The organism is Amycolatopsis sp. CA-161197, from assembly GCF_050942255.1.
GTDB lineage: Bacteria > Actinomycetota > Actinomycetes > Mycobacteriales > Pseudonocardiaceae > Amycolatopsis.
This window is the reverse complement of record NZ_CP192059.1, coordinates 1350001-1374100: the sequence shown is the minus strand read 5'-3', so window position 1 is coordinate 1374100 and position 24100 is coordinate 1350001. Positions and strand designations below refer to the sequence as shown.

Below are 24100 nucleotides of genomic sequence, written 5' to 3'. Positions count from 1 at the left end.
TCGCGGCGCAACCGCACCAAACAGCAATGCGGATCGGCAGGCGATCACGGGCCCAACGGCCCGTGATCGCAGCAGCGAACCTGCCAGCCCGCGTCCACCCACGATGCGAGTCGGAGTGACCGGTGCAACCGCACCAGACAGCAGTGCGGATCGGCAGCCGATCAGCGGGCCGAACGGCCCGCGATCACGGCAGCGAACCTGCCAACCCGGCTCCACCCGCGATGCGAGTTGGAGACGCGGCGCAACTGCACCGGACGGTCGCGTGGGCCGCCGTGAGCGCTGGCCAAAGGGCCTGCGCTCGCGGCGGCGAAGTTGTCGGCCCAGCGCCGGCCGCGGTGCCCAGCCGGAGCGGAGCGTTTCCGGCTCGTTGGGTTTGCTACCCGAAGTGATTGGCCTGTGGCCTGCTGAGTGCCTCGGGTGCGAAGCGGCGAGCCGGCCCGGAAGTCCAGGCGAGGGCGCAGGGAGCGAGCGACCGATCCGGTTGGCGGTCGCCCTGTCAATCAGCGAAGGGAAGGTGAGAGTCGCCTGACGGGTCACCAGTACTCGTCGGGGAGTTTGGCTTCGATGTCGCGGACGTGGTCGCGGGCGCAGGTCGCGCAGAGCCATTGGGAGCGGCCGTTGTCCTTGGTGGAGACCCAGGACAGGGCGGCGAGCGGGTCGGGCTCCGCGGAGCGGGCGCGGCCGCAACGGGAGCACGTGGGGTCCGGGGCGGTCACGGGCGTCGTCCACAGTGGACGGTCTTCGCACCGGTGAGGTAGAGGTCGTGGCGGGTGGCGAGGTGGTGGGGGCTGTTGGGGTCGAGGAGAGAGGTGAGGGTTTCGCGGTCGTCCGGGGTGAGGTGCTCGCCGCCGAACTCGAGGATGCGGGCGACGCGGTGGACGACGTAGTCCGCGAGCATCGCGGGGCCCGGCGCTGGGTGGTGCACGAGCGCGCCGAACGAGTCGACTTCGGTGAGCCCGGCGCGCTCCAGCGCGACGGACCAGCCGTAGGGCATCGCGACGGCACCCTCGATGCCCTCGCGCATGCCGATGAACCACTCGGCCTGCGCGGCCAGCAGCCGGTCCTCGAGTCCGGGCCTGCCGACGCCCAAGTCCCAAGGCAGGCAACGGAAATCGAGCCCACCCTCCGCGAGCGCGACCAGCCCGCCCGCCTTCGCGACCGCCGCGACGGTCCCCACGGCTCCCTGCTGGTCCGGCAAGTGATGCACCACGCGCGACGCCCACACCAAATCCGCCGCCGGCAACTCCCCCGGCAGCCCGGCGTCCGCGAGGTCGCCCCGCACCGCCCGCACCTCGACGGCACCGGTCGGCGCACTCGTCGGGCCGCCCTCCGCACGATCGCTCGCGGCCGGCCGCCCTGCGGGCGAACTGGTGCCCGCAAGGTCGCCGGGCGTGGCCTGACCATCGGCCGAGCCCGGGGCCGCAGTGGTCGAACCACCGTCGCCGCGGTCCTCCGACGCCGGCAGGCTGCCGGTCGAACCGGCGCCCCCAACGCCGCCGGGTGCGGCCTGCGCATCGCCCACGCCGGCGGTGTTCGAGGCGGTGTCGGCGGCTGCCCGGACCGATTTCTCGGCTTCGGCAAGCAGCTCGGGCGTCGCGTCGACGAGGATGAGGGTGCCGCCGCCGTGGGTGACGAGGGCGCGGGCGAAGTGGGTGCTCATGCCGCCCGCGCCGCAGCCGAGGTCGACGATCGTCGGCGTCGGGGGCAGGGCGGCGACCAGCCGCCGGGCGATGGCCGAGAGGGCGTCGGCGTCGAGGGTGTCAGCCGTGCGGAGCTGAGTCAGCCGGTCGGCCCAGTCGATGTGGTCGTGCGTGTGAGCGGACACGACCTCATTCAACACCCCAAGCCCCACCGGAACCGAGTCGACTAACCGGTCGCGCGCCGGCAAAGCCCGCGCGGGTTCGGCAGCACCGCGGTGATCAGCTGAGGCGCCAGTAGCCGGCCACCGGCCGGTTGCGCCAAACACCGCACAGATCGAGCGGCCGAAGCGGCAAACGTCGCTGCCGGGGCCAGATCCGGCTGGGATCCGCCACGACGACACAACCGCAGCGACAGCCACGCTGCACGTCGAGGCCGGCGCAGCGCGGCATCGCCGACACCGGCGAACCCGAAACGACCCGAGGGCCGGTCACCACACGGGTGACCGGCCCTCCACGCGGACAACAAATCGAGGATTTCGAAAGCCCTAGAACCTCAGAGACTCCGGAGAGATAGCAAGGACTTCAGTGGCCGGAGACTCTGCGCCACGGAGGCTAAACGGCCTCAATGACATCGAGCCCCAAGGCCTGGGAGACATCGACCCGAGACTCTGCGCCGCGGAGGCTCGACGGCCTTAATGACATTGAGCTCCAGCGCTTAGGAGCCTCAAGCACCCGAGACTCAACACCACAGAGGCCTAACAGCCTCAACGACGTCAAGCCTCAGACCACAAGACCTTCAGAACCTCAAAGTCCCCCAAGACAACTCAGTCCTCGAATCGCTTGGAGCGTTCCGCCGCCCAGCGGGCTACGCGGGACCACCGGCGGGCGGCTCGGGCGCGGCGCCAGGGGCGGAGCGCTTGGGTTTCTTGCTGCAGGTCCCGTATTCGGGCCCGGGACAGTTCTTCGTGAAGCAACATTTCGCTGGTCTCCTGGGTATCGAGCTGTTTCGGCAACGGGTGCGCGCGGTCGGGTTCGCGGGTGCGCGCTTCGTAGTCGCGGATGGTGATGAGTTCGACGGTCATGCGGCGGCGCTCCGGGCTGCGGCGGCGGGCTCGAGGGCGGCGTTCTTGCGCGGGCGGCCACGGGGCCGCTTGCGCGCGATGACGGCACCGCGCTCGAAGATCTCGCCACCCCAGACGCCCCACGGCTCGCGCCGGGCGAGGGCGCCAGCGAGGCAGGCCTCGCGGACGGGGCAGTCGGCGCACAGGGCCTTGGCGCGCTCGAGCTCGGCGGGAGACTCGGCGAACCAGAGGTCGGCGTCGCGGGAACGGCAGGGCAGGTCGAGCTCAGGGGCGGCGACCCCGTCGAGCAGGTCGCCGATACCGAGGTCGAACCCCTCGGCGAAGGCGATGGCGGACGACATTTCCGTGCTCCTTCTTGTCGTTTCGGTGGTTTTGGGACTGTCGATCGAACTGGACAACTTGTTCCTCGTGGGGTTGTGCAGCCAAAAAAACACGAAGGCCGCGGATCCGGTTACCGGTTCCGCGGCCTTCGTGAGCCTCGTGTCCTGACTAGGTCAGGAACTTCGCTCCCGTATCGACAACGGAACACGGAACTGCTTGATGGTCGGCAGATCGACGTCAACCTGCGGGTACGCGCCAACGAGGGCGGCGTTAGCCAGGGTGACCTCAACCGCGGTCCACGTACGCTCGTCATTCCGACGGACTCCGCCGAAGTGGGCGCTCGTGGACACACCGGTACCCTGGCGCGAAGCGGGGATGAGACCGCAGCCGGACAGACCGGTGCCAGGGTTCGTGAGCATCATGTTGCTGATCATTTCACCGGCACCACCTTCCGCTGTCCGGACGTTCGCCACCCGAGGCGGCGCGCGTCATATGGATCCCCAGACCGGGGGCTTCCCACCCGGGTACGAGCAGATTATTGCCCCTCGCACACCGGGGCAACTTATTTTCCCGAAAACTCTCCGAAGCTACGAAGATCGCCTCCGAGCAGCGGGTTCGCCGCACCGATCAGGGTGCGGACGCGGTCAAGACCGCATCGAGGAGCGAACCACGTCGAGCACCTCCGCGCCGAAGCGTTCGAGCTTCGTCGCGCCGATGCCGGAGATCGACACGAGCGCTCCGTCGTCGGTCGGTCGCTGTTCGGCGATGGCCATCAGTGTCGCATCGGTGAACACCACGAACGCCGGCACCTTCAGCTCCCGGGAACGCTCGCCGCGCCACGTCTTCAGCTTCTCCAGCAACCCTTCATCCACTGTGGACGGGCACTTCGAGCACCGCCCCAGCTTCACCTCGATCGTCTGCAGCAGCGGCCCGCCGCACAACCGGCAGCGTGCCACCTTCGAGCCCGGCGCCGACGCCTGCTGCGACCGCGCGACCCGGGCGGCCGGGTGGTCCTCCGGGATCAGGCCGTAGAGGAACCGGCTGCGGCGACGGTTGCGGCGGCCACCCGGTGTGCGCGACAGCGACCACGAGAGTGACAGGTGTTCCCGCGCGCGGGTGACACCGACGTAGAACAGCCGCCGTTCCTCCTCGATCGCGGCCTCGTCGTCGCCCGCATGGAGGATCGGCATGGTGCCCTCGGACAGGCCGACGAGGAACACCGCGTCCCACTCCAGGCCCTTTGCCGCGTGCAGCGACGCGAGCGTGACGCCCTCGACCGTCGGCGGGTGCTGCGCCGCCGCGCGCTGCTCCAGCTCCGCGACGAACCGCGGCAGGTCGGCGTCGGCGACACTCGCCGCAAGCTCCTCGGCCAGCTCCACCAGCGCGAGCAGCGCGTCCCACCGCTCCTTCGCCGCGCCACCGGCCGGCGGCTGCTCGGTGAGGCCGACGCGCGCGAGCACCGACCGCACCGCCGTCACCAGGTCGAGCGAGGTCGGATCGGCCGACGCCACCCGCAGCGCCGACATCGCCTGCCGCACCTCGGTGCGCGCGAAGAACCGCTCGCCACCGCGCACGAGATACGGGATGCCGGCCTCGGACAGCGCCTGCTCGTACGCCTCCGACTGCGCGTTCACGCGGAACAGCACCGCGATCTCACTGGCCGACACTCCCCCGTCGAGCAGCTCGCGCACGCGCCGCGCGACCGCCGCCGCCTCGGCCGACTCGTCCTCGTACTCGGCGAAGCGCGGCTCTGGCCCCGGCGGCCGCTGGCCGACGAGCTTCAGCCGCGACCCCGCCGGACGCCCGCGCGCCGCGCCGATCACCCGGTTCGCCAGCCCGACGACCTCGGGCGTCGACCGGTAGTCGCGCTCGAGCCGTACGACGGTCGCCTCGGGGAAGCGCCGCGTGAACTCCAGGAGCGGCCGCGGCGAGGCGCCGCCGAAGGAATAGATGGTCTGGTTGGCGTCGCCGACGACGGTGAGGTCGTCGCGGCCGCCGAGCCACGCGTCGAGCAGGCGCTGCTGCAACGGCGTGACGTCCTGGTACTCGTCGACCACGAAACAGCGGTAACGGTCGCGGAACTCGACGGCGACAGCTTCGTGTTCTTCGAGCACGGCGGTGGTGTGGAGGAGCAGGTCGTCGAAGTCGAGGACCTGCGCGGCGTTCTTGATCTCCTCGTACAGCCGGTAGACCTGCGCGACCTGCGCCACCGGGGCCGGGGTGTCGCGCTGCGTGCGCGCGGCGACGGCCGGGTAGTCGTCGGGCGACACGAGCGAGGCCTTGCTCCACTCGATCTCGCTCGCGAGGTCGCGAAGCACCTCCGTCTCCGTGCTCAGCCGTGCGCGCTGCGCGGCCTGCGCCACGAGCCGGAACTTGTTGTCGACGAGGTCCCACGGCCGGTCGCCCACCACGCGCGGCCAGAAGTACCGCAGCTGCCGGCGCGCGGCGGCGTGGAAGGTGAGCGCCTGCGCGGCGTCGACGCCGAGACCGCGCAGCCGCGTGCGCATCTCGCCCGCCGCGCGCGTGGTGAAGGTGACGGCGAGTACTTGCCCGGCGGAGACGTGACCTGCGCCGACCAGGTGCGCGATGCGGTGCGTGATCGTGCGCGTCTTGCCCGTGCCGGCGCCGGCGAGAACGCAGACGGGCCCGCGCGGCGCGGAGGCGGCGGCTCGTTGCTCGGGGTCCAGCCCGTCGAGCAGGCCCTGGCGACTCTTCGGAGACGATGCGCTTGCCACCCCTCGATCCTCGCAGAGGGGGCCGAGGGATTCGTGGCAGGGCACGCGGCCGTATCCTGGTCAGATGGCGGGAAAGCAGGACAAGGAAGCGGCCAAGCTGGCCAAGCAGGAGAAGCGCGCGGCGAGCAAGGCGAAGCGCGGGCAGCTCTTCGAGGCGTTCAAGATGCAGCGCCGCGAAGACCCGATGCTGATTCCTTGGATGGTCGGTTCGATCGTGGTCGTCGCCGGCGTCCTGTTCGGGATCGGGTTCATCTTCGACCTGCAGTGGACGCTGTTGCCGCTGGGCATCGTGCTGGGCGTGCTGCTCGCGGTGATCATCTTCGGGCGCCGCGTGCAGAAGACCGTGTACTCGAAGGCCGACGGCCAGCCCGGCGCCGGCGCGTGGGCGCTGGAGAACATGCGCGGCAGCTGGCGCGTGACCCCGACCGTCGCCGCGACCACGCAGCTCGACGCCGTGCACCGCGTGCTCGGCGCGCCCGGCGTGATCCTCGTGGCCGAGGGCGCGCCGCACCGCGTGAAGGCGCTGCTCTCGCAGGAGAAGAAGCGCGTGTCGCGCCTGATCGGCGACACCCCGATCTACGACTACACCATCGGCAACGCCGAGAACGAGATCCCGCTCAAGAAGCTGCAGAGCACGCTGATGAAGCTGCCGCGCAACCTCAAGCCGCCGCAGGTCGACGCGCTCGAGGCCAAGCTCGCGGCGCTCGGCAACCGCGGCGCGGCCATGCCGAAGGGCCCGATGCCCGCCGGCGCGAAGATGCGCAACGTGCAGCGGACGATCCGCCGTCGCTGACCCACGGTTCACGGAAAGGCCTCCTGACTCGTCGCCGAGTGGGAGGCCTTTTCCGTGGGACCGCGTTTCGCGGGTCTGTGTTTCGTGGGTCTGGGGTCAGCGCATCCGGATCACGACGGTGCCGGTCACCCGGTCGAGCCAGCTGCGGCCGTCGGTGTTGCGGACGAGGGCCGGCAGGATCACGACCGTCAGCACCATCCGCACCACCGCGCGCCAGGGGCCGACCATCGTGGCGCCGTCGAGCCGCGCCACGCGGACGCCCACGGCGCCCATCCCCGGCGTGAAGCCGAAGAACATCGCCGGCACGGTCGTGATGACGGCCCAGACGACGCCGGCCCACCAGTTGAACGTCTGCATCGCGGCGACGTCCTGCAGGTCGTAGCGCACGAACAGCGTGGTGATCAGGCCCGCGAGCACCAGGTCGATGACCAGCGCCAGCAGGCGCGGACCGAAGCCGGCGACGGAGCCGACGCCCGATTCGGGCAGCCCGAACGCTTCACCGGGCCACTTCGGCGCGGTTCGGTTTTCCGAGCCCGGTCCGCTGCCGGTCCCGGGGAGCCATTCGCCCGTCCATCTCGCCACCCGTCCAGGGTATGCCGGTGGCGCACACCACATCCGCCCTGGTCGGATGGCGCGTGTCACGCCACCCGTTAACGTGTGTGAAACATACGGGTGACGGTCGGGCAACACCGCACTCTTAGCGTGAGCCGAAGAGAGTACTGCCGAGCGAGCTCGATCGAAGAAGGAGTCACCGAGGGTGCCCACTACTCCAGACGACATCCAGCGCCTGATCGCCGACGAGAAGGTGGAGTCCATCGACGTCAGGTTCTGCGACCTGCCGGGCGTGATGCAGCACTTCACGGTGCCCGCGAAGGCCTTCGACCTCGAAGCCTACGAAGAGGGCCTGGCCTTTGACGGCTCGTCGGTGCGCGGCTTCCAGTCGATCCACGAGTCCGACATGCTGCTGCTGCCGGACCCCGAGACCGCGCGCATCGACCCGTTCCGCAAGGCGAAGACGCTCTCGCTGAACTTCTTCGTGCACGACCCGTTCACGCGTGAGGCCTACAGCCGCGACCCGCGCAACATCGCGCGCAAGGCCGAGCAGTACATCGCCGAGTACGGCGTGGCCGACAACGTGTACTTCGGCCCGGAGGCGGAGTTCTACATCTTCGACTCCGTGCGCTTCGACTCGGCCGAGCACGCGTCGTTCCACGAGATCGACTCGGTCGAGGGCTGGTGGAACACCGGCGCCGACGAGGTCGGCGGCAACCAGGGCTACAAGACGAAGTTCAAGGGCGGCTACTTCCCCGTCCCGCCGGTCGACCACTTCGCCGACCTGCGCGACGACATCGTCCGCCAGCTGCAGGGCTCCGGCTTCGAGATCGAGCGCGCGCACCACGAGGTGGGCACCGCCGGCCAGACGGAGATCAACTACAAGTTCAACACGCTGCTGCACGCTGCGGACGACCTGCAGCTGTTCAAGTACATCGTGAAGAACACCGTGTTCGCCGCCGGCAAGACCGCGACGTTCATGCCGAAGCCGCTCGCCGGCGACAACGGCTCGGGCATGCACTGCCACCAGTCGCTGTGGAAGGACGGCCAGCCGCTGTTCCACGACGAGTCCGGCTACGCGGGCCTGTCCGACACGGCGCGCCACTACATCGGCGGCCTGCTCAAGCACGCGCCGAGCCTGCTGGCCTTCACGAACCCGACGGTGAACTCGTACCACCGCCTCGTGCCGGGCTTCGAGGCGCCGGTGTCGCTGGTGTACTCGCAGCGCAACCGCTCCGCGTGCGTCCGCATCCCCATCACGGGCAACAACCCGAAGGCCAAGCGCGCCGAGTTCCGCTGCCCGGACTCGTCGGGCAACCCGTACCTGGCCTTCTCCGCGATGATGATGGCCGGCCTCGACGGCATCAAGAACAAGATCGAGCCGCCGGAGCCCATCGACAAGGACCTCTACGAGCTCCCGCCCGAGGAAGCCAAGAACGTCAAGCTCGTCCCCGGCGACCTCGGCACGGTCCTCGACACCCTGGAAGCCGACCACGACTTCCTCCTCGAGGGCGGCGTCTTCACGCCCGACGTGATCGACACCTGGATCTCCTACAAGCGCGAAAACGAAATCGACCCGCTGCGGCTGCGCCCGCACCCGTACGAGTTCGCGCTTTACTACGACGTGTGATCGGCCGGCCGTGACCTGACGGCCGGGTAAGACGCGGGACGGCGGTCGAGGGAATACCTCGGCCGCCGTCCCGATTTTTGTGCGGTCGGCAGATCCGCCAGGCGAGCAGGGCTTGTCGGCGCCAGGCTGGGCGTCGCCATCAATGTCGGCCGCAACGTCCGCAGCCGGTCGCGGGGCAGAGCGAATGAGTGGCGAACGTCCGGCTGGTGAGCCTGTCTTTCGAGAGCGCGTCACGCTGTTGCGTCGGCGCAACCGTCCAGGCCTCTGTCAGCGCTCGGCAAAACGGGGACGGCGGTCGAGGAAATACCTCGGCCGCCGTCCCGCTTTTCACACCCCCGTCAGGAAAGGCTCAGTCCACCAGCAGGTCCTCCACCGTGATCGGGATGTGGCGGACGCGCACGCCGGTCGCGTTGTGGATGGCGTTGGCGATGGCGGCGGCGACGCCGACGGTGGCGATTTCGCCGATGCCGCGGGCGCCGACGGCGTTGTGGAAGGTGTCGGGGTACTGGACGAAGTGGACGTCGACGTCGGGGATGTCGGCGTTGACCGGCAGGAGGTAGCCGGCGAAGTCGGCGTTGGCGAAGCGGCCGGCGCCGTCCAGTTCGAGGGCCTCGTGCAACGCGGCGGAGACGCCCCAGATCATGCCGCCTTTGATTTGGCTGCGGGCGAGTTTGTCGTTGATGATTCGGCCGCCGTCGAAGACGCCCAGCAACCTCGAGACGCGGGCTTCGCCGGTGAGGCGGTGGACGCGGACCTCGCAGAACTGGGCGCCGAAGGAGCTGAACGAGTGTTTCGTCAGTTCCTCGCCCGGGGCTGAAGAGCCGTTGGCGGACAAGGAATCCCGGCCGATCGCACGCAGCAGCGCGCCGAAGGGCATGGTGTCGGTGTCGCCGTGGATGTGACCGTCGGCGTAGGTCACCTCCTGGCCCGCGAAGGGGGCGCCCGGTGCGGAGGCCAGGGCCAGCAGCGTGTCGAGGACCTCGTTCGCCGCGAGCATGATCGCGGTGCCGACGCTGGCGGTCGCCGTGGAGCCGCCGGACATGCCGCCCGGGGGCAGCTTCGAGTCGCCCAGGCGAGGGGTGATCCGGGACGGCGCGAGGTCCAGCGACTCCGCACCGACCGACGACATGACGTTCAGCAGGCCCGTCCCCGGGTCGGCGCCGCTGGTGGCGACCTCGGCGGTGCCGTCCGCGTGGAGGGTGATGCCGACCGTCGCGGGGAAGCGCAGGGCGGGGAACATCGCGGTCGCCATGCCGACGCCGACGAGCCAGTCGCCGTCGACGCGCCCCTTCGGCCGCGGAGTCCAGCCGAACTCGCGCGCGCCGACGGCGAAGCACTCGTCGAGGTGCTTGCTCGACCACTGCAGGTCCTTGCCGGGCGGGGCGAGCGAGCTGTTGCGCACGCGCAGCTCGATCGGGTCCATGTCGAGGGCCACGGCGAGCTCGTCCATCGCGCTCTCCAGCGCGAACGAGCCCGGCGCCTCGCCCGGCGCGCGCATGAACGTGGTGAGCGGGATGTTGAGCGGCACCATCTTCTGGCTGATGGACAGGTTCTTCGTCGCGTACCACTCGCGCGAGGTGCCGTGCGACGTCGGCTCGACGAACGAGCGGTCCATCGCCGTGCTGGACCACGAGTCGTGGCGCAGGCCGAGGATCGTGCCGTCGGCGTCGGCGCCGATGGTGACCTTCTGCAGCGTCTCGGCGCGCGTGGCCGTCGCCGTGAAGACCTGCTCGCGCGTCAGCGCCGCCTTCACCGGCCGGCCCAGCTCCCTCGCCGCCGCGGCCGCGAGGAACGCGGGCGTGGACGTGCGCCCCTTGCCGCCGAACGCGCCGCCGACGTAGGGGTTGATCACGTGCACGGCCGACACGTCGAGGTCGAGCGCGCCGGCGAGCTCCATGGCGATGAGGTTGCTGCCTTGGTTGCCGGTGTAGACCGTGAGTTCACCGTCCCACACGGCGACGGCCGAGTGCGGCTCCATCGCCGCGTGGTTCTGCGTGGCCGTGCGATAAGCGTGGTCCACCACGAACGGCGCCGCCGCGAAAACGTCCTCAATGGACTCGACGTCGTCGGCCAGCACCTCGATCTGCGGCGGGTTCCCGCGCGATTCCGGCGCGTCCTCGGCCGACGCGAGGCCCTCGTCGAACGACACCAGCGCCGGCTTCTCGTCATAGGTGACGCGCACCAGCATCGCCGCGTCGCGCGCCTGCTCGAACGACTCCGCGACGACGAACCCGATCGGCTGCCCGTAGTAGTCGACGTCGGTGTTGCGCAGCGGCACCCAGGTCTCGCCCATGATCGGCGACACCGGCGGCGTGCGCAGGTCCAGCCGGTCGAACGGCGTGTAGACGCCGACAACACCCAGCGCCTCCGTCGCCGCACTGACGTCCATGCTCTCGACTTGGCCGTGGGCCACGTTGCTGACCACGACGTAGCCGTAGGCCATGCCCGGGAAGCTGTGGTCCATCGCGTACTTCGCGCGCCCGGTGACCTTCAGCGGCGCATCGAGCCTGTCGTTCATCGACGGCTCCCTTCGGTCAGCTCCAGCAGCGCGCGCACGACCGTGCGCTTCACCAGGGACACCTTGAACGAGTTGAACGCCAGCGGCCGCGCGCCTTCCGCGGCCAGCGAAGCCGCCTGCTCGAACGACTCCTGCGTGACAGCCTTGCCGCGCAACGCTTCCTCGACGGCCGTGAGCCGCCACGGCACGGTCGCCACCCCGCCGACGGCCACCCGCGCGTCGGCGATCACGCCGTCCCGCACGTCCAACGCCACGGCGGCCGAAGCCAGCGCGAACTCGTACGACTGGCGGTCGCGAACCTTGACGTAGGTGGAGTTTTCGGCCCAGTCGAGCCGCGGCACGCGCACCTCGGTGATCAGCTCGCCGGGGCGCAGGTCGTGCTCGACGTCCGGCGTTTCGCCTGGCGTGCGGTAGAAATCGGTGAGTTTCACCGTGCGCTTGCCGGTCTTGCCGGTGAGTTCCATCTCGGCGTCCAGCGCCACGAGCGCAACCGCGACGTCGCTGGCGTGCGCGGCAACGCACGCGTCGCTGGTGCCGAGGATCGCGTGCATGCGGTTGACGCCCGCCAGCGCCGAGCAGCCACTGCCCGGGTCGCGCCGGTTGCAGGGCGCGTTGACGTCGCGGAAATACGAGCACCGCGTGCGCTGCATGAGGTTGCCGCCGATGCTGGCCATGTTCCGCAGCTGCTGCGAAGCGCTCAGCAGCAGCGCGCGCGAGATCGCCGGGTACACGCCGGGGTGCGCGGCGATGTCACCCATCCGTTCCAGGGCCCCGAAACGCAGGCCGTCGGTGGTGTCGATGCCGCGCAGCGGGAGGTCGTTGATGTCCAGCACCCGCTGCGGGGTGAGCACGTCGAGCTTCATCAGGTCGACGAGCGTGGTGCCGCCGGCGAGGAAGGTTCCGGACGCGTCGAGCGCGTCTTCGACGGTGGTCGGCGCGGTCAGCTCAAACGGTCGCATCGGCCCGCCTCGCCTGCTCGACCGCAGCCACGATGTTCGGGTAGGCCGAACAGCGGCAGAGGTTGCCGGACATGAACTCGCGGACGTCCGTGACGTCGTCGCGCACGGCGGCGACGGCCGACATCACCTGCCCGGAAGTGCAGAAGCCGCACTGCAACGCGTCCTGGTCCACGAACGCCTGTTGCACGGGATGCAATCCGTCCTCAGTGGACAGACCTTCGACAGTGGTGACCGGCTTGCGCACGGTGGCCGCGAGGGTGAGGCACGAGAGCACTGGCTTGCCGTCGACGTGCACGGTGCAGGCGCCGCACTGACCGCGGTCGCAGCCCTTCTTGGGACCGGTCACGCCCAGGCGTTCACGCAACGCGTCGAGCAGCGTCACGCCGGGTTCGACGGCGAGCTGTTCGACCCGTCCGTTGATTTCGAGGGAGATGTCCACTCGGATCTCTTTCCCGCAGATGTGGTGGGAGATGCCGGCCACCCGGCCGGCGTAAACTAGCGGATAGTGATCCGCTACGACTCGTGTTTCCGAGGCTATCGGATTACTATCCGCTTCGCAATGGAAGTTGCGCTGGAGTCGCTCCAGGGCTGCACTAGAGTCGTGATCAGGGAAGACGCCGCCGGGAACGGGAGGAACGATGTCGACGGGATCGGTCAGCCCGCGGCGCGCCGACACCCGGCGCAACCACGAGCGCATCCTCGCCGTCGCGGCCCAGGCGCTCGCGTGCTCGGGTGAGGTCTCGTTCAACGCCATCGCGAAGCAGGCCGAAGTCGGCGTCGGCACCGTGTACCGCCACTTCCCCACCGCGGCCGATCTCATCCTCGCCGTGTACGAGCGGGAGGTGTGCCAGCTCGTCGAAGTCGTGCCGGCACTGCTGGAGGAGCGCTCGCCGGAGCAGGCGTTCCGTGTCTGGGCGAGCGATCACCTCGCCCACTACCTGATCACCAAACGCGGCCTGGCCAAGGCCCTGCGCGCGGCCTCGAGCAATGCCGAACTGCCGGCGCACGCGTACAAATCCCTGGTCGACGCCCTCGCCACCCTGCTGAAGGCCAACATCGCCGCCGGCACCGTCCGCCCGGACACCTCGGTGGACACCGTGATGCGCGCGATGGCGGGCCTGCTGCTGCTCAGGCCGGACGAGGACTGGAAGGCGGCCACGGAAAGCCTGGTCGACTTCGTGTGGCGCGGCATGCGTGCCGACTGATGGCCGAGCTCGACGTCCGCCACCTCAGCTACTGGGACTGACCCGCCCGCGCGATCACTACAGCACCCGGGACCCGGCATCCGGGTCGAAGAGGGTCTCCGATTCGATGGTGAAGCCGGCGGCGCGCAGGAAGGCCGACATGGTGGCCGGGCGGCGGCGGTGGATGTGGACGTGCATGGGGTGGCCGCCGTAGCCCGAGGTCTTGCACGTAGTCGTGTCACCGACGTGAAAGCCCACCAGAACCACGCCGCCGGGACGGAGGGTGCGGTGGAAGTGGGCCAGGACGGTGGGCAGGGCCGCGTCGGGGAGGTGGATGAGGGACCAGAAGGCGAGGATGCCGCCCAGCGAATCGGTCGGAAGGGGAAGGTCGGTCATCGAGCCGACGGCGAAGGGGACGTCGGCGTGGGTGCGGCAGGCGAAGGCGATCATCTCGGGTGAGAGGTCGAGGCCGAAGGCGTCGACGCCGAGCGAGCGCAGGTGGGCGGTGACCCAGCCCGGGCCGCAGCCGACGTCGGCGACGCGGCCGTCGGCGAGCTCCGCGAAGAGGCCCAGCAAGGCGCGCAAATGCGGCTTGCCGGCGAGGGTGTCGCGCAGTTGGGCCGCGTAGCTGGGGGCGACGGTGTCGTAGGAGGCGCGGATCTCCGACAGCCAGGGAGAAGTCACTACTCTCCCGTCGAGAGGACCTTGAGGTTCAGGCCGGCGCGTTCGAAGCGGCCGCGGGGATCGTCGACGAGGCGACGGGCCTCGAGGTCCATCAGGCCGACCGTGCAGGTGATCTCGGCCGAGAGGGTGCCGTCGAGTTTGAGGATGCGGGAGGTCATCCGGAAGACCTTGCCGTCGCCGAAGCGGGCGTCGCAGGTGACGTCGACGGTGTCGCCGCCGCGGAGTTCGCGGCGGTAGACGATGTGGGACTCCAGCAGGACCGGCGCGAGATTCGCCTCGTGCAGCAGCGAATCCCCGGCGGAGGCGAAGAGTTCGGTGCGCGAGACCTCGCCGTAGGAGTGGTACACGGCGTGGTTGAGGTGGCCCAGCGTGTCGAGCTCGTAGTGGCGCACCTTGATGCGGGTGCGGAACGGTTCGCGGTCGGTCACACGCCCCACTCTAAGTCTCGTAGAACAGCTCCTCGACCACGGCGTGGGCTCGGCGCGTGACCCGGCGATAGGTGTCGAGGAACTCGCCTGGATCGTCGTCCACGGTGTAGCCGAACACGCGCGCCACGGCGGCCAGGTCGCGACCCGAACTGGGCACCTCGTCGACGGCCTTGCCGCGCACGAGCATCCCGGCGTTGCGCACGCGGGTGGCCAGCAGCCACGCCTCGCGCAGAAAGTCGACCGACTCCGCGGGAGCCAGTCCCGTTTCGGCGAGCGCCGTCAACGCGTCGAGCGTCGACGCGGTGCGCAGGCTCGGCTGCTCGTGCGCGTGCTGCAGTTGCAGCAGCTGCACGGTCCACTCGACGTCGGCCAGCCCGCCGCGGCCGAGCTTCGTGTGACGGGTCGGGTCGGCTCCGCGGGGCAGGCGCTCGGTTTCCACGCGTGCCTTGATGCGGCGGATCTCGCGGGCCTTCGTCGCGTCCAGGCCGCCCTCGGGGTAACGCACGGGGTCGATCATCGCGATGAACCGCTCGCCCAGGTCCTCGTCGCCGGCGATGAACCGCGCGCGCAGCAGCGCCTGCGCCTCCCAGACCTCGCCCCAGCGCTGGTAGTACGCGCGGTACGACTCCAACGTCCGGACCAGCGGCCCGCTGCGTCCCTCCGGCCGCAGGTCGGCGTCGACCTCCAGCGCCGGGTCGGAACTCGGTGCGCCCAGCATCTTGCGCACGGTCTCGGCCACCGACGAAGCGAACTTCGCCGCTTCGGAGTCCGACACGCCTTCCGCCGGCTCGCAGACGAACAGCACGTCGGCGTCCGAGCCGTAACCCAGTTCCGCGCCGCCGAGCCGGCCCATGCCGATCACGGCGACGGTCGCCGGCGTGCGCCCCAGCTCCGCCTGCCGCTGCCGGTACGCGGCGGCCAGCGCCCCCTGCAGCACGGCGACCCACACGCTCGACAGCGCCTCGCACACGGCCGGAACGTCCAGCAGTCCCAGCAAATCCGCGCACGCCACACGCAACAGCTCGTGTCGCCGCAACGACCGCGCCGCCGCGACCGCCGCGTTCAGCCCGGGCTGACGCCGGACGGCCGCCCGCAGTGACGTCGCCACCTCGGCCGGCTTGCGGCCCGTCAGCCGGGCCGGTTCTCCCAGCAGCTGCAGCACTTCCGGCGCGCGCACGAGCAGGTCGGGCACGAGCTTCGACGTGCCCAGCAGGAACGCCAGCCGCTCCACCACCGTGCCCTCGTCGCGCAGCACGCGCAGGTACCACGGCGTGTCCTCCAGCGCCTCGGACACCTTGCGGTACGAGAGCAGACCGCCGTCGGGATCCGGGGTGTCGGCGAGGAAATCGAGCAGCACGGGCAGTAGCGCCTGCTGGATCGCCGCGCGCCGGGAGACGCCCGAAGTCAGCGCCTTGATGTGCTGCAGCGCGCCTTCCGGCGCCGCGTAACCCAGCGCCGAGAGCCGGCTTGCGGCCTGCTTTGTCGTGAGCCGCAACGCCTCCGTCGGCACGTTCGCGACGGACTGCAGCAGCGGGCGGTAGAAGACCTTCTCGTGCAGCCGCCGGATGCCCTGCGCGTGGCGGCGGAACTCGGCGAGCAGCTCCTGGCCCTGGCTGCGGCCGCGCGCCGCGCGGATCCCGCACGCGCGCGCGAGGATGCGCAGCTCGTCGGTGTCGGTCGACTCCGGGAACAGGTGCGTGCGCCGCAGCCGGCGCAGCTGCAGCCGGTGCTCGACGGTGCGCAGGAACTCGTACGACGTCCCCATCTCCGCCGAGTCCGCGCGTCCGACGTACCCGCCCTCGCCCAGTGCCGCCAGAGCCTCCATTGTGGACGGTGAGCGCAGCTCGGGGTCCACACGCCCGTGGACGAGCTGCAGCAGCTGCACGGCGAACTCGACGTCACGCAGCCCGCCACGGCCCAGCTTCAGCTCGCGCTCGGCGTGCTCCGCGGAAACGTGGTCCTCCACGCGCCGGCGCATCTGCTGCACCTCGGTCACGAAGTTCTCGCGGTCGGCGGCCGACCACACCATGGGTGCGACCATCTCCGCGTACTCCTGGCCCAGCTCGGCGTCGCCCGCGACCGGGCGCGCTTTGAGCAGCGCCTGGAACTCCCAGGTCTTCGCCCACTTCCGGTAGTACGCCGTGTGCCCGTCGAGCGTGCGCACGAGCGCGCCGCTCTTGCCCTCCGGCCGCAGCGCCGCGTCGACCTCGAAGCACGCCTTGCCGACCACCCGCATCATCGTGCTGGCCAGCCGCGTCGCCACGCCGAGGTCGCCGGCGCCGACGAAGATCACATCGACGTCGCTCACGTAGTTGAGCTCGCGCCCGCCGGTCTTGCCCATCGCGATCACGGCCAGCGCACCCTCGGCGCTCGCCCCGACCTCCTGCTCGGCCACGGCGAGACCGGCCTTCAGCGCGGCCTCGGCGAGGAGCGTCAGCTGGTGGGTGATGTCCTTGAACGACGGGTGGTCGAGGCCCTCCTCCACGAGGTGGCCGAGATCGACGGCCGCGATGCCGAGCAGCAGCCGCCGGTATGCCGTCCGCAGCGCCTGCTCGGCGGCCATTCCGGTCACGTACGTGCCGTCGTCCTGGCGCAGGTCGTCGAGCAACCGGTCGGCGAACTGCTCGGGCACGGTGCAGCGGTGGTCGACGAGGCAGTGCCACTCGCCGGGGTTGGCGGCGAGGAAGTCGCCGAGCGCCGTGGACGTGCCGAGCACCCCGAGCAGCCGGCCGCGGAACGTCCGGTTGTCGCGCAGGGCGCGGTCCAGCTCGGGCCACGCGCCTTCGTCGGCTTCGCGGATGCGGTCGAGTCCCTGCAGCGCGAGGTCCTGGTCGGCCGCGCGCGAGAGGGCCGCGAGCACGTCGGCGGTGCCCTCGACCGGTCCCGCGGCGTCCCACCAGCCCGCCGCGCGCAACTGGGCGTCGGCCTTGTCGTCGGTGAAGCCGTACCGGGCCGCCGATGCGGCCGTCCGCGCGCGCTCTGCCATCTCCTTCACCGTAGCGGGATCCGCGTCGGCTGAGCAGGCAGGCACGCGTTCACTTTCAGGCGGCGAGGCGGTCGGGTTCCGTGTCTGCGGCCGAGGGCTCCGGCACCTGGAAGCTGTGCGCCGTGACGGGCCGCCGGCGCGAGAGCACGTAGATGCCGACGCCGATCGCGATGCCCACCACGCCGACGCCGATCGTCCCCGCCGTGCCGAGCGACGCGAGCTTCCCCGCGGCCGCACCGACGAGGGCGGCCGCGGGCAGCGTGAACAGCCAGGCCACGACCATGCGCCCGGCCATCCGCCAGCGCACCGGCGCCTCACGACGGCCGACGCCCGAGCCGACGATTCCGCCGGAGCACACGTGCGTGGTCGAGAGCGGGAAGCCGAAGTGCGACGACAGCAGGATCACGGCGGCGCTGCTCGTCTGCGCGGCGAAGCCCTGCGGGCCTTCGATGTCGGTGAGGCCCTTGCCGAGCGTGTGCGTGATGCGCCAGCCGCCGAGGTACGTGCCGAGTGCGAGCGCCGACGCCGCGCTGATGATCACCCACACCGGCGGCGCCGAGCCCGCGGGCAGGCTGCCGGCGCTGACCAGCGTCAGGGTGATCACGCCCATGGTCTTCTGGGCGTCGTTGGTGCCGTGCGCGAGCGAGACGAGCGATGCGGACACGATCTGCCCGACGCGGAAGCCGCGACCGCCGCGTTTGCGGACGAAGAGCTTGTAGACCAGGTACGTGAAGGCGGCCGCGACCACGCCGGCGATGACCGGCGACGCGGCGGCCGGCACGAGGACCTTGTCCACGATCTTGCCGAAGTGCACCGAGTCGGCGCCCGCCGAAACCCAGGTGGCGCCGATGAGGCCGCCGAACAGCGCGTGCGACGAACTCGACGGCAGGCCCACGTACCAGGTGACGAGGTTCCAGACGATCGCCCCGATCAGCCCGCCGAAGACGATCGACGGGCCGATCTTGGTGTCGTCGACGAGGCCGCTGGAGATCGTCTTCGCGACCTCCACCGACAGGAACGCACCGGCGAGGTTCAGCACTGCCGAGATGGCCACCGCGACCCGCGGTTTGAGCGCGCCCGTGGCGATGGAGGTAGCCATCGCGTTGGCCGTGTCGTGGAAGCCGTTGGTGAAGTCGAAGACGAGGGCCGTGCCGATGACGACGACGACCACTAGCGAGGGATCCACCCCGGTCCTCCATACCTACGGGAGCATCTCTCGCAAGGTACCTGACCGATCGAGTGAATCGTCAACGTTGCGTTAGTGATCCAGACATCATCCGTTAAGCCAGCGGCAACGTGTGTTGACTCTCCGCCGCCGCGTCGAGCTCTCCGGCGGCCAATCGGACGAAGCGGTGCGCGAACGGCCGCCAGGTCTCGGCGATGTCCGCGTGCACAGAGATCAGCTTCTCCGGCGCCAGCGCGCCCGGACGGGTGAGTTCCGCCATCTCGGGCTCGTCCTCCGCCCAACGGCGCACGAGGTCCGGCGTCGTCTCGATGTGGAACTGCACGCCGTAGACGCAGCGGCGCAGGCGGAAGGCCTGGTTCTGGTACCGCGGCGCGGACGCGAGCAGCTCGGCGCCGGGCGGGAGGCGCTTGATCACGTCGTTGTGGAACTGGATCACGTCCTGCATCAGCGGCAGGTCGGCGAACAGCGGGTCGGTCCAGGCGGCGTCCTTCTTGGAAACCAGCGCGGGGCCGACCTCGGGCCCGTCCTCCCCGACCGCGACCTGGCCGCCGGTGGCCGCCGCGAGCAGCTGGGCGCCGAGGCAGATACCGAGCGTCGGGAGCTGCTTTCCGGTGGCCTGGCTCAGGAGCTTGCGGACGTCGGCGAGCCACGGGTGGCGTTCGTCGTCCAGCGCTCCCATGCCGCCGCCGAGGCAGACGACGCCCGCGTAGCCGTCGAGGTCCGCGGGCAACTCGTTCTCGGGTGGCATCCGGACATCCAGCTCGGCGCCGGCCTCGGTCAGCCAGTCACCGAGCGGGCCGAGGGGGTCGCCGGCGTCGGGTTGGATGATCAGCAGACGTGTCACTCCCCCAGGGTACGGAGGTGGCTGCCCGGAGTGCTTTCGGTGGGGTAGCCGGCGTTCTGCCACGTGGTGATGCCGCCGGAGAGGCGCTTCGCGGTGAAGCCGAGGGCGGACAGGCGGAGCGCGCCCTGGGTGGCGGCGTTGCAGTGGATGCTTTCGCAGTAGCAGACGTAGACGAGGTTCTTGTCGAGGTCGCGCGTGCTGTCCTCGATGATGTCCCGGTACGGCAGGTGGATGGCGCCGGGGATGCGCGCTCGCGCGTACGCCTCGGCCCCGCGGGTCTCGGCGAGGACGTACCCGTCGGTGCGGCCGTCTTCCAGGTCCTGGGCGAGGTCGACGGGGTCAACCTCGAAGCCGAGTTCGCGGCCGAAGTACGCGACGGCTTCGTTGGGGGTCGGGGTGTCGAACTGGAGGATGCGGGGTTTCATGCGGTCAATCGTCGCCGGGCGCGGGGTGTTCGCCACAGCGCCGATTCCTGGTGATCGCGTTGGTTAGCCTGGGATTTCCTTGTTCGGGCCGCGCTCTGCCGGGAGTTTGTTCTGTGAACCATTTCGTGGACCTCGACACCGTCGACTGGCAGCTGATCGAGCTCCTGCAGTCGGACGGCCGCCTCACGTTCTCCGAACTCGGCCGGCGCGTGTCGCTGTCGGCCCCCGCCGTAACCGAACGCGTGCGCCGCCTCGAGCAGCGCGGGGTGATCACGGGCTATTCCGCCCGCATCGACGCCTCGAAGCTGGGCCTGCCGATCGAGGCAATGGTCCGCGTGCGCGTGCGCAGTCTCGACGGCCCACGGTTCCGCTCGACGATCCTGCCGCTACCGGAAGTCTCCTCCGCCGACCACATCACCGGCGACGAGTGCTGGCTGTTGCGTGTGCGCTGCCGTTCCACGGCCGAACTGGAGGCCTTCGTGGAACGCGCCCAGCGCTACGGCGAGACAACCACCTCGCTGGTCTTCTCGTCCCCCGTCGCGAGCCGGCCGATCACCCGCCCGACCTGAACGCGGCCGTCGAAAATGGTGTGGAAATGCAGTCAGGCCCCGGGAGAACCACTGGGGTTCTCAACCGGGGCCTGACTGTCAAAGTAAGTTCGGCGGCGTCCTACTCTCCCACAACCCTTCGGTTGCAGTACCATCGGCGCTACCAGGCTTAGCTTCCGGGTTCGGAATGGGACCGGGCGTTTCCCTGGCGCTATAACCACCGAAACACTACGAAACAACACACACCGCGTCTGTCATAGACACCGGTGTGGTGTTTCAGAACCGTAGAGTGGATGCGTAACATCTTCGTAGGCAAGTCCTCGGCCTATTAGTACCAGTCAACTCAACAACACATTACTGTGCTTCCATCTCTGGCCTATCAACCCAATCGTCTTTTGGGGGCCTTAACCCACATGGGGTGGGATACCTCATCTTGGAACAGGCTTCCCGCTTAGATGCCTTCAGCGGTTATCCCTTCCGAACGTGGCCAACCAGCCATGCCCCTGGCGGGACAACTGGCACACCAGAGGTTCGTCCGTCCCGGTCCTCTCGTACTAGGGACAGCCTTCCTCAAGTATCCTACGCGCGCGGCGGATAGGGACCGAACTGTCTCACGACGTTCTAAACCCAGCTCGCGTGCCGCTTTAATGGGCGAACAGCCCAACCCTTGGGACCTACTCCGGCCCCAGGATGCGACGAGCCGACATCGAGGTGCCAAACCATGCCGTCGATATGGACTCTTGGGCAAGATCAGCCTGTTATCCCCGGGGTACCTTTTATCCGTTGAGCGACACCCCTTCCACCAGGTGGTGCCGGATCACTAGTCCCGACTTTCGTCCCTGCTCGACATGTCTGTCTCACAGTCAAGCTCCCTTGTGCACTTGCACTCAACACCTGATTGCCAACCAGGCTGAGGGAACCTTTGGGCGCCTCCGTTACTCTTTAGGAGGCAACCGCCCCAGTTAAACTACCCATCAGGCACTGTCCCTGAACCAGATCATGGCCCGAGGTTCAGATTCCCAATTCGACCAGAGTGGTATTTCAACAACGACTCCACAGTAACTAGCGTCACCGCTTCACAGTCTCCCACCTATCCTACACAAGCCGAACCGAAAACCAATACCAAACTATAGTAAAGGTCCCGGGGTCTTTCCGTCCTGCCGCGCGTAACGAGCATCTTTACTCGTAGTGCAATTTCGCCGGGCCTGTGGTTGAGACAGCCGGAAAGTCGTTACGCCATTCGTGCAGGTCGGAACTTACCCGACAAGGAATTTCGCTACCTTAGGATGGTTATAGTTACCACCGCCGTTTACTGGCGCTTAAATTCTCAGCTTCACCCCCGAAGGGATTAACCGGTCCTCTTAACGTTCCAGCACCGGGCAGGCGTCAGTCCATATACATCGTCTTGCGACTTCGCATGGACCTGTGTTTTTAGTAAACAGTCGCTTTCCGCTGGTCTCTGCGGCCACCCACCCCTAGCCTGTAAAAGGCCTCAAGGTGTTTGGCCCCCCTTCTCCCGAAGTTACGGGGGCATTTTGCCGAGTTCCTTAACCACAGTTCACCCGATCGCCTTGGTATTCTCTACCTGACCACCTGTGTTGGTTTGGGGTACGGGCCGTGCATGCACTCACTAGAGGCTTTTCTCGGCAGCATAGGATCACCCTCTTCGCCTCAAACGGCTACGCATCACGTCTCAGCCACATGGAACACGGATTTGCCTATGTTCCGGCCTACACGCTTACACCAGGACAACCATCGCCTGGCGGAGCTACCTTCCTGCGTCACCCCATCGCTTGACTACTACGAAATCAGGTCCCACGCTCCACAATGCCGGCTCCACCCGAAGGCTTCACCAACACGCTTTGGGTGGTTAGTATCAAACGCCTCGTCATGGGCGCACATGCTCGGGTACGGGAATATCAACCCGTTGTCCATCGACTACGCCTGTCGGCCTCGCCTTAGGTCCCGACTTACCCTGGGCGGATTAGCCTGGCCCAGGAACCCTTGGTCATCCGGCGGCAGAGTTTCTCACTCTGCATTCGCTACTCATGCCTGCATTCTCACTCCCACACCCTCCACGACTCGTTTACACGGCCGCTTCCCTGGATGCAGGACGCTCCCCTACCCATCAACACGACTACACAATCTTCCGAAGAAGAAAGCGGATCTATTGTGTCAATGACACAGCTTCGGCGGTGTGCTTAAGCCCCGCTACATTGTCGGCGCAGGACCACTTGACCAGTGAGCTATTACGCACTCTTTCAAGGGTGGCTGCTTCTAAGCCAACCTCCTGGTTGTCTGGGCAATCCCACATCCTTTCCCACTGAGCACACACTTAGGGGCCTTAGCTGGTGTTCTGGGCTGTTTCCCTCTCGACGACGAAGCTTATCCCCCGCCGTCTCACTGCCACACTCTCACACCACGGTATTCGGAGTTTGGTTGATTTCGGTAACCCGGTAAGGCCCCTAGACCATCCAGTAGCTCTACCCCCGTGGTGAAACATGTGACGCTGCACCTAAATGCATTTCGGGGAGAACCAGCTATCACGGAGTTTGATTGGCCTTTCACCCCTACCCACAGCTCATCCCCCAGGTTTTCAACCCTGGTGGGTTCGGGCCTCCACGACGTCTTACCGACGCTTCACCCTGGCCATGGGTAGATCACTCCGCTTCGGGTCTAGACCACGCGACTAACACGCCCTATTCAGACTCGCTTTCGCTACGGCTACCCCACACGGGTTAACCTCGCCACGCAGCACTAACTCGCAGGCTCATTCTTCAAAAGGCACGCCATCACCCATAGGCTCTGACGGCTTGTAGGCACACGGTTTCAGGTACTCTTTCACTCCCCTCCCGGGGTACTTTTCATCTTTCCCTCACGGTACTCGTCCGCTATCGGTCTTCAGGAAGTATTTAGGCTTACCGGGTGGTCCCGGCAGATTCACAGCAAATTCCACGAGCTCGCTGCTACTCGGGAACACCACCACACAACACACACACAGTTTTCGCGTACGGGACTCTCACCCACTCCGGTCCGCCATCCCAAGCGGTTCCACTAACCATGCTGCATCATGCCCAGAGTGTCAGCTCTGAGAAGATGGGTCCCACAACACCGACCACACAACCCCTGACAGGTATCACATGCAATCGGTTTAGCCTCTTCCGCTTTCGCTCGCCACTACTCACGGAATCACGGTTGTTTTCTCTTCCTACGGGTACTGAGATGTTTCACTTCCCCGCGTTCCCTCCACACCGGCTATATATTCACCGGCGGGTAACACCACATCACTGGTGCTGGGTTTCCCCATTCGGAAATCCTCGGATCACAGCTCGGTTGACAGCTCCCCGAGGCTTATCGCAGCCTCCTACGTCCTTCATCGGCTCCTGAAGCCAAGACATCCACCATGTGCCCTTAACAACTTGACCACAAAGATGCTCGCATCCACTCTACAGTTCTCAAACACCACACCAGAAACAAACCGCATTCCCGGGGCAGAGCCCCTCGGCGTGTTGCCTCAGGACCCAACAGTGTGCAAGCGAACAACCTGCCCTCCAGGCGCCGGCCACGCGTTCCACGATCGCAAGC

The 24100-nt window shown here is 68.2% G+C and carries 20 protein-coding genes and 2 rRNA genes; 4 read left to right on the top strand and 18 right to left on the bottom strand.

Going from position 1 to position 24100, the window contains the following annotated elements:
• Positions 1 to 533: 533 nt before the first annotated feature.
• From ACQPXB_RS06785 to ACQPXB_RS06760, 6 genes are all read right to left on the bottom strand, one after another.
• Entirely contained in the window at positions 534 to 716 is a 183-nt protein-coding gene (locus ACQPXB_RS06785) for a hypothetical protein (RefSeq protein WP_366584545.1), read from the bottom strand.
• Positions 713 to 1825: a methyltransferase domain-containing protein gene (locus ACQPXB_RS06780; RefSeq protein ID WP_432850163.1), complete on the bottom strand. Its 1113-nt coding sequence runs from the start codon at positions 1823 to 1825 to the stop codon at positions 713 to 715. The genes ACQPXB_RS06785 and ACQPXB_RS06780 overlap by 4 nt, the downstream gene beginning before the upstream one ends.
• A 639-nt stretch (positions 1826 to 2464) precedes the next feature.
• A complete protein-coding gene (locus ACQPXB_RS06775) occupies positions 2465 to 2722 on the bottom strand; it encodes a hypothetical protein (protein ID WP_366584549.1) in 258 nt (85 codons plus the stop codon).
• Complete coding sequence (locus ACQPXB_RS06770; protein WP_255638685.1) at positions 2719 to 3063, bottom strand: WhiB family transcriptional regulator; 345 nt, start codon at positions 3061 to 3063, stop codon at positions 2719 to 2721. Before ACQPXB_RS06770 ends, ACQPXB_RS06775 begins: the two co-directional genes overlap by 4 nt.
• Before the next feature lie 153 nt (positions 3064 to 3216).
• Positions 3217 to 3477: a hypothetical protein gene (locus ACQPXB_RS06765; protein WP_366584551.1), complete on the bottom strand. Its 261-nt coding sequence runs from the start codon at positions 3475 to 3477 to the stop codon at positions 3217 to 3219.
• Positions 3478 to 3687: 210 nt separating this feature from the next.
• Positions 3688 to 5778: an ATP-dependent DNA helicase UvrD2 gene (locus ACQPXB_RS06760; RefSeq protein ID WP_432850160.1), complete on the bottom strand. Its 2091-nt coding sequence runs from the start codon at positions 5776 to 5778 to the stop codon at positions 3688 to 3690.
• A 64-nt stretch (positions 5779 to 5842) separates the two neighbouring features.
• On the opposite strand from ACQPXB_RS06760, the gene ACQPXB_RS06755 reads away from it, so the two are divergent.
• Positions 5843 to 6571, top strand: a complete 729-nt coding sequence (locus tag ACQPXB_RS06755; protein ID WP_366584556.1) for a DUF4191 domain-containing protein — start codon at positions 5843 to 5845, stop codon at positions 6569 to 6571.
• Positions 6572 to 6667: 96 nt separating this feature from the next.
• Here ACQPXB_RS06755 and ACQPXB_RS06750 read toward each other — a convergent pair whose 3' ends face one another.
• Positions 6668 to 7153 (bottom strand): RDD family protein, encoded by a 486-nt coding sequence (locus ACQPXB_RS06750; protein ID WP_386949333.1) that lies wholly within the window; start codon positions 7151 to 7153, stop codon positions 6668 to 6670.
• A 175-nt stretch (positions 7154 to 7328) separates the two neighbouring features.
• Between ACQPXB_RS06750 and glnA the strand changes: the two genes are divergently transcribed.
• A complete protein-coding gene (glnA, locus tag ACQPXB_RS06745) occupies positions 7329 to 8753 on the top strand; it encodes a type I glutamate--ammonia ligase (RefSeq protein WP_364063156.1) in 1425 nt (474 codons plus the stop codon).
• 349 nt (positions 8754 to 9102) lie between these two features.
• On the opposite strand, the gene ACQPXB_RS06740 is transcribed toward glnA, so the two are convergent.
• Genes ACQPXB_RS06740 through ACQPXB_RS06730 form a run of 3 tightly spaced genes read right to left on the bottom strand, consistent with a single transcriptional unit; the run spans position 9103 to position 12669 of the window.
• Positions 9103 to 11271, bottom strand: coding sequence for a xanthine dehydrogenase family protein molybdopterin-binding subunit (locus ACQPXB_RS06740; RefSeq protein WP_432850157.1), 2169 nt, complete (start codon positions 11269 to 11271; stop codon positions 9103 to 9105).
• Positions 11268 to 12230, bottom strand: coding sequence for an FAD binding domain-containing protein (locus ACQPXB_RS06735; RefSeq protein ID WP_432850155.1), 963 nt, complete (start codon positions 12228 to 12230; stop codon positions 11268 to 11270). The genes ACQPXB_RS06740 and ACQPXB_RS06735 overlap by 4 nt, the downstream gene beginning before the upstream one ends.
• Positions 12217 to 12669, bottom strand: a complete 453-nt coding sequence (locus ACQPXB_RS06730; RefSeq protein ID WP_366584590.1) for a (2Fe-2S)-binding protein — start codon at positions 12667 to 12669, stop codon at positions 12217 to 12219. The genes ACQPXB_RS06735 and ACQPXB_RS06730 overlap by 14 nt, the downstream gene beginning before the upstream one ends.
• Before the next feature lie 199 nt (positions 12670 to 12868).
• Between ACQPXB_RS06730 and ACQPXB_RS06725 the strand changes: the two genes are divergently transcribed.
• Positions 12869 to 13435 (top strand): TetR/AcrR family transcriptional regulator, encoded by a 567-nt coding sequence (locus ACQPXB_RS06725; RefSeq protein WP_366584565.1) that lies wholly within the window; start codon positions 12869 to 12871, stop codon positions 13433 to 13435.
• Positions 13436 to 13492: 57 nt separating this feature from the next.
• On the opposite strand, the gene ACQPXB_RS06720 is transcribed toward ACQPXB_RS06725, so the two are convergent.
• The 6 genes from ACQPXB_RS06720 to ACQPXB_RS06695 form a co-directional block, all read right to left on the bottom strand.
• Positions 13493 to 14098 carry a class I SAM-dependent methyltransferase gene (locus ACQPXB_RS06720; RefSeq protein ID WP_432850153.1) on the bottom strand — a complete coding sequence of 202 codons (606 nt, stop codon included), beginning with the start codon at positions 14096 to 14098 and terminating at the stop codon, positions 13493 to 13495.
• Positions 14098 to 14526, bottom strand: coding sequence for an acyl-CoA thioesterase (locus ACQPXB_RS06715; RefSeq protein ID WP_432850151.1), 429 nt, complete (start codon positions 14524 to 14526; stop codon positions 14098 to 14100). The genes ACQPXB_RS06720 and ACQPXB_RS06715 overlap by 1 nt, the downstream gene beginning before the upstream one ends.
• Positions 14527 to 14536: 10 nt before the next feature.
• Positions 14537 to 17512: a bifunctional [glutamine synthetase] adenylyltransferase/[glutamine synthetase]-adenylyl-L-tyrosine phosphorylase gene (locus ACQPXB_RS06710; protein WP_386949347.1), complete on the bottom strand. Its 2976-nt coding sequence runs from the start codon at positions 17510 to 17512 to the stop codon at positions 14537 to 14539.
• A gap of 55 nt (positions 17513 to 17567) precedes the next feature.
• The gene (locus ACQPXB_RS06705; RefSeq protein ID WP_432850148.1) at positions 17568 to 18698 is read right to left on the bottom strand and encodes an anion permease; all 1131 of its coding nucleotides are present in this window, start codon (positions 18696 to 18698) and stop codon (positions 17568 to 17570) included.
• 94 nt (positions 18699 to 18792) lie between these two features.
• The gene (locus tag ACQPXB_RS06700) at positions 18793 to 19542 is read right to left on the bottom strand and encodes a type 1 glutamine amidotransferase (protein ID WP_386949353.1); all 750 of its coding nucleotides are present in this window, start codon (positions 19540 to 19542) and stop codon (positions 18793 to 18795) included.
• On the bottom strand, positions 19539 to 19967 hold the full coding sequence (locus tag ACQPXB_RS06695; RefSeq protein WP_432850146.1) for a rhodanese-like domain-containing protein: 429 nt from the start codon (positions 19965 to 19967) through the stop codon (positions 19539 to 19541). The genes ACQPXB_RS06700 and ACQPXB_RS06695 overlap by 4 nt, the downstream gene beginning before the upstream one ends.
• Before the next feature lie 125 nt (positions 19968 to 20092).
• Here ACQPXB_RS06695 and ACQPXB_RS06690 point away from each other — a divergent pair, with 125 nt between their 5' ends.
• Positions 20093 to 20536: an Lrp/AsnC family transcriptional regulator gene (locus ACQPXB_RS06690; protein WP_432856467.1), complete on the top strand. Its 444-nt coding sequence runs from the start codon at positions 20093 to 20095 to the stop codon at positions 20534 to 20536.
• An 87-nt stretch (positions 20537 to 20623) separates the two neighbouring features.
• Here ACQPXB_RS06690 and rrf read toward each other — a convergent pair.
• Positions 20624 to 20740, bottom strand: a 5S ribosomal RNA gene (gene rrf, locus ACQPXB_RS06685).
• An 83-nt stretch (positions 20741 to 20823) separates the two neighbouring features.
• A 23S ribosomal RNA gene (locus ACQPXB_RS06680) occupies positions 20824 to 23940 on the bottom strand.
• Positions 23941 to 24100 lie beyond the last annotated feature (160 nt).

Bases quoted from the DNA above. Each gene is read 5' to 3' on its own strand.
- ACQPXB_RS06770 (WP_255638685.1), bottom strand. From the start codon at position 3,063: ATGTCGTCCGCCATCGCCTTCGCCGAGGGGTTCGACCTCGGTATCGGC.
- ACQPXB_RS06775 (WP_366584549.1), bottom strand. From the start codon at position 2,722: ATGACCGTCGAACTCATCACCATCCGCGACTACGAAGCGCGCACCCGC.
- ACQPXB_RS06755 (WP_366584556.1), top strand. From the start codon at position 5,843: ATGGCGGGAAAGCAGGACAAGGAAGCGGCCAAGCTGGCCAAGCAGGAG.
- ACQPXB_RS06725 (WP_366584565.1), top strand. From the start codon at position 12,869: ATGTCGACGGGATCGGTCAGCCCGCGGCGCGCCGACACCCGGCGCAAC.
- ACQPXB_RS06710 (WP_386949347.1), bottom strand. From the start codon at position 17,512: ATGGCAGAGCGCGCGCGGACGGCCGCATCGGCGGCCCGGTACGGCTTC.
- ACQPXB_RS06765 (WP_366584551.1), bottom strand. From the start codon at position 3,477: ATGATCAGCAACATGATGCTCACGAACCCTGGCACCGGTCTGTCCGGC.
- ACQPXB_RS06695 (WP_432850146.1), bottom strand. From the start codon at position 19,967: ATGAAACCCCGCATCCTCCAGTTCGACACCCCGACCCCCAACGAAGCC.
- ACQPXB_RS06740 (WP_432850157.1), bottom strand. From the start codon at position 11,271: ATGAACGACAGGCTCGATGCGCCGCTGAAGGTCACCGGGCGCGCGAAG.
- ACQPXB_RS06735 (WP_432850155.1), bottom strand. From the start codon at position 12,230: ATGCGACCGTTTGAGCTGACCGCGCCGACCACCGTCGAAGACGCGCTC.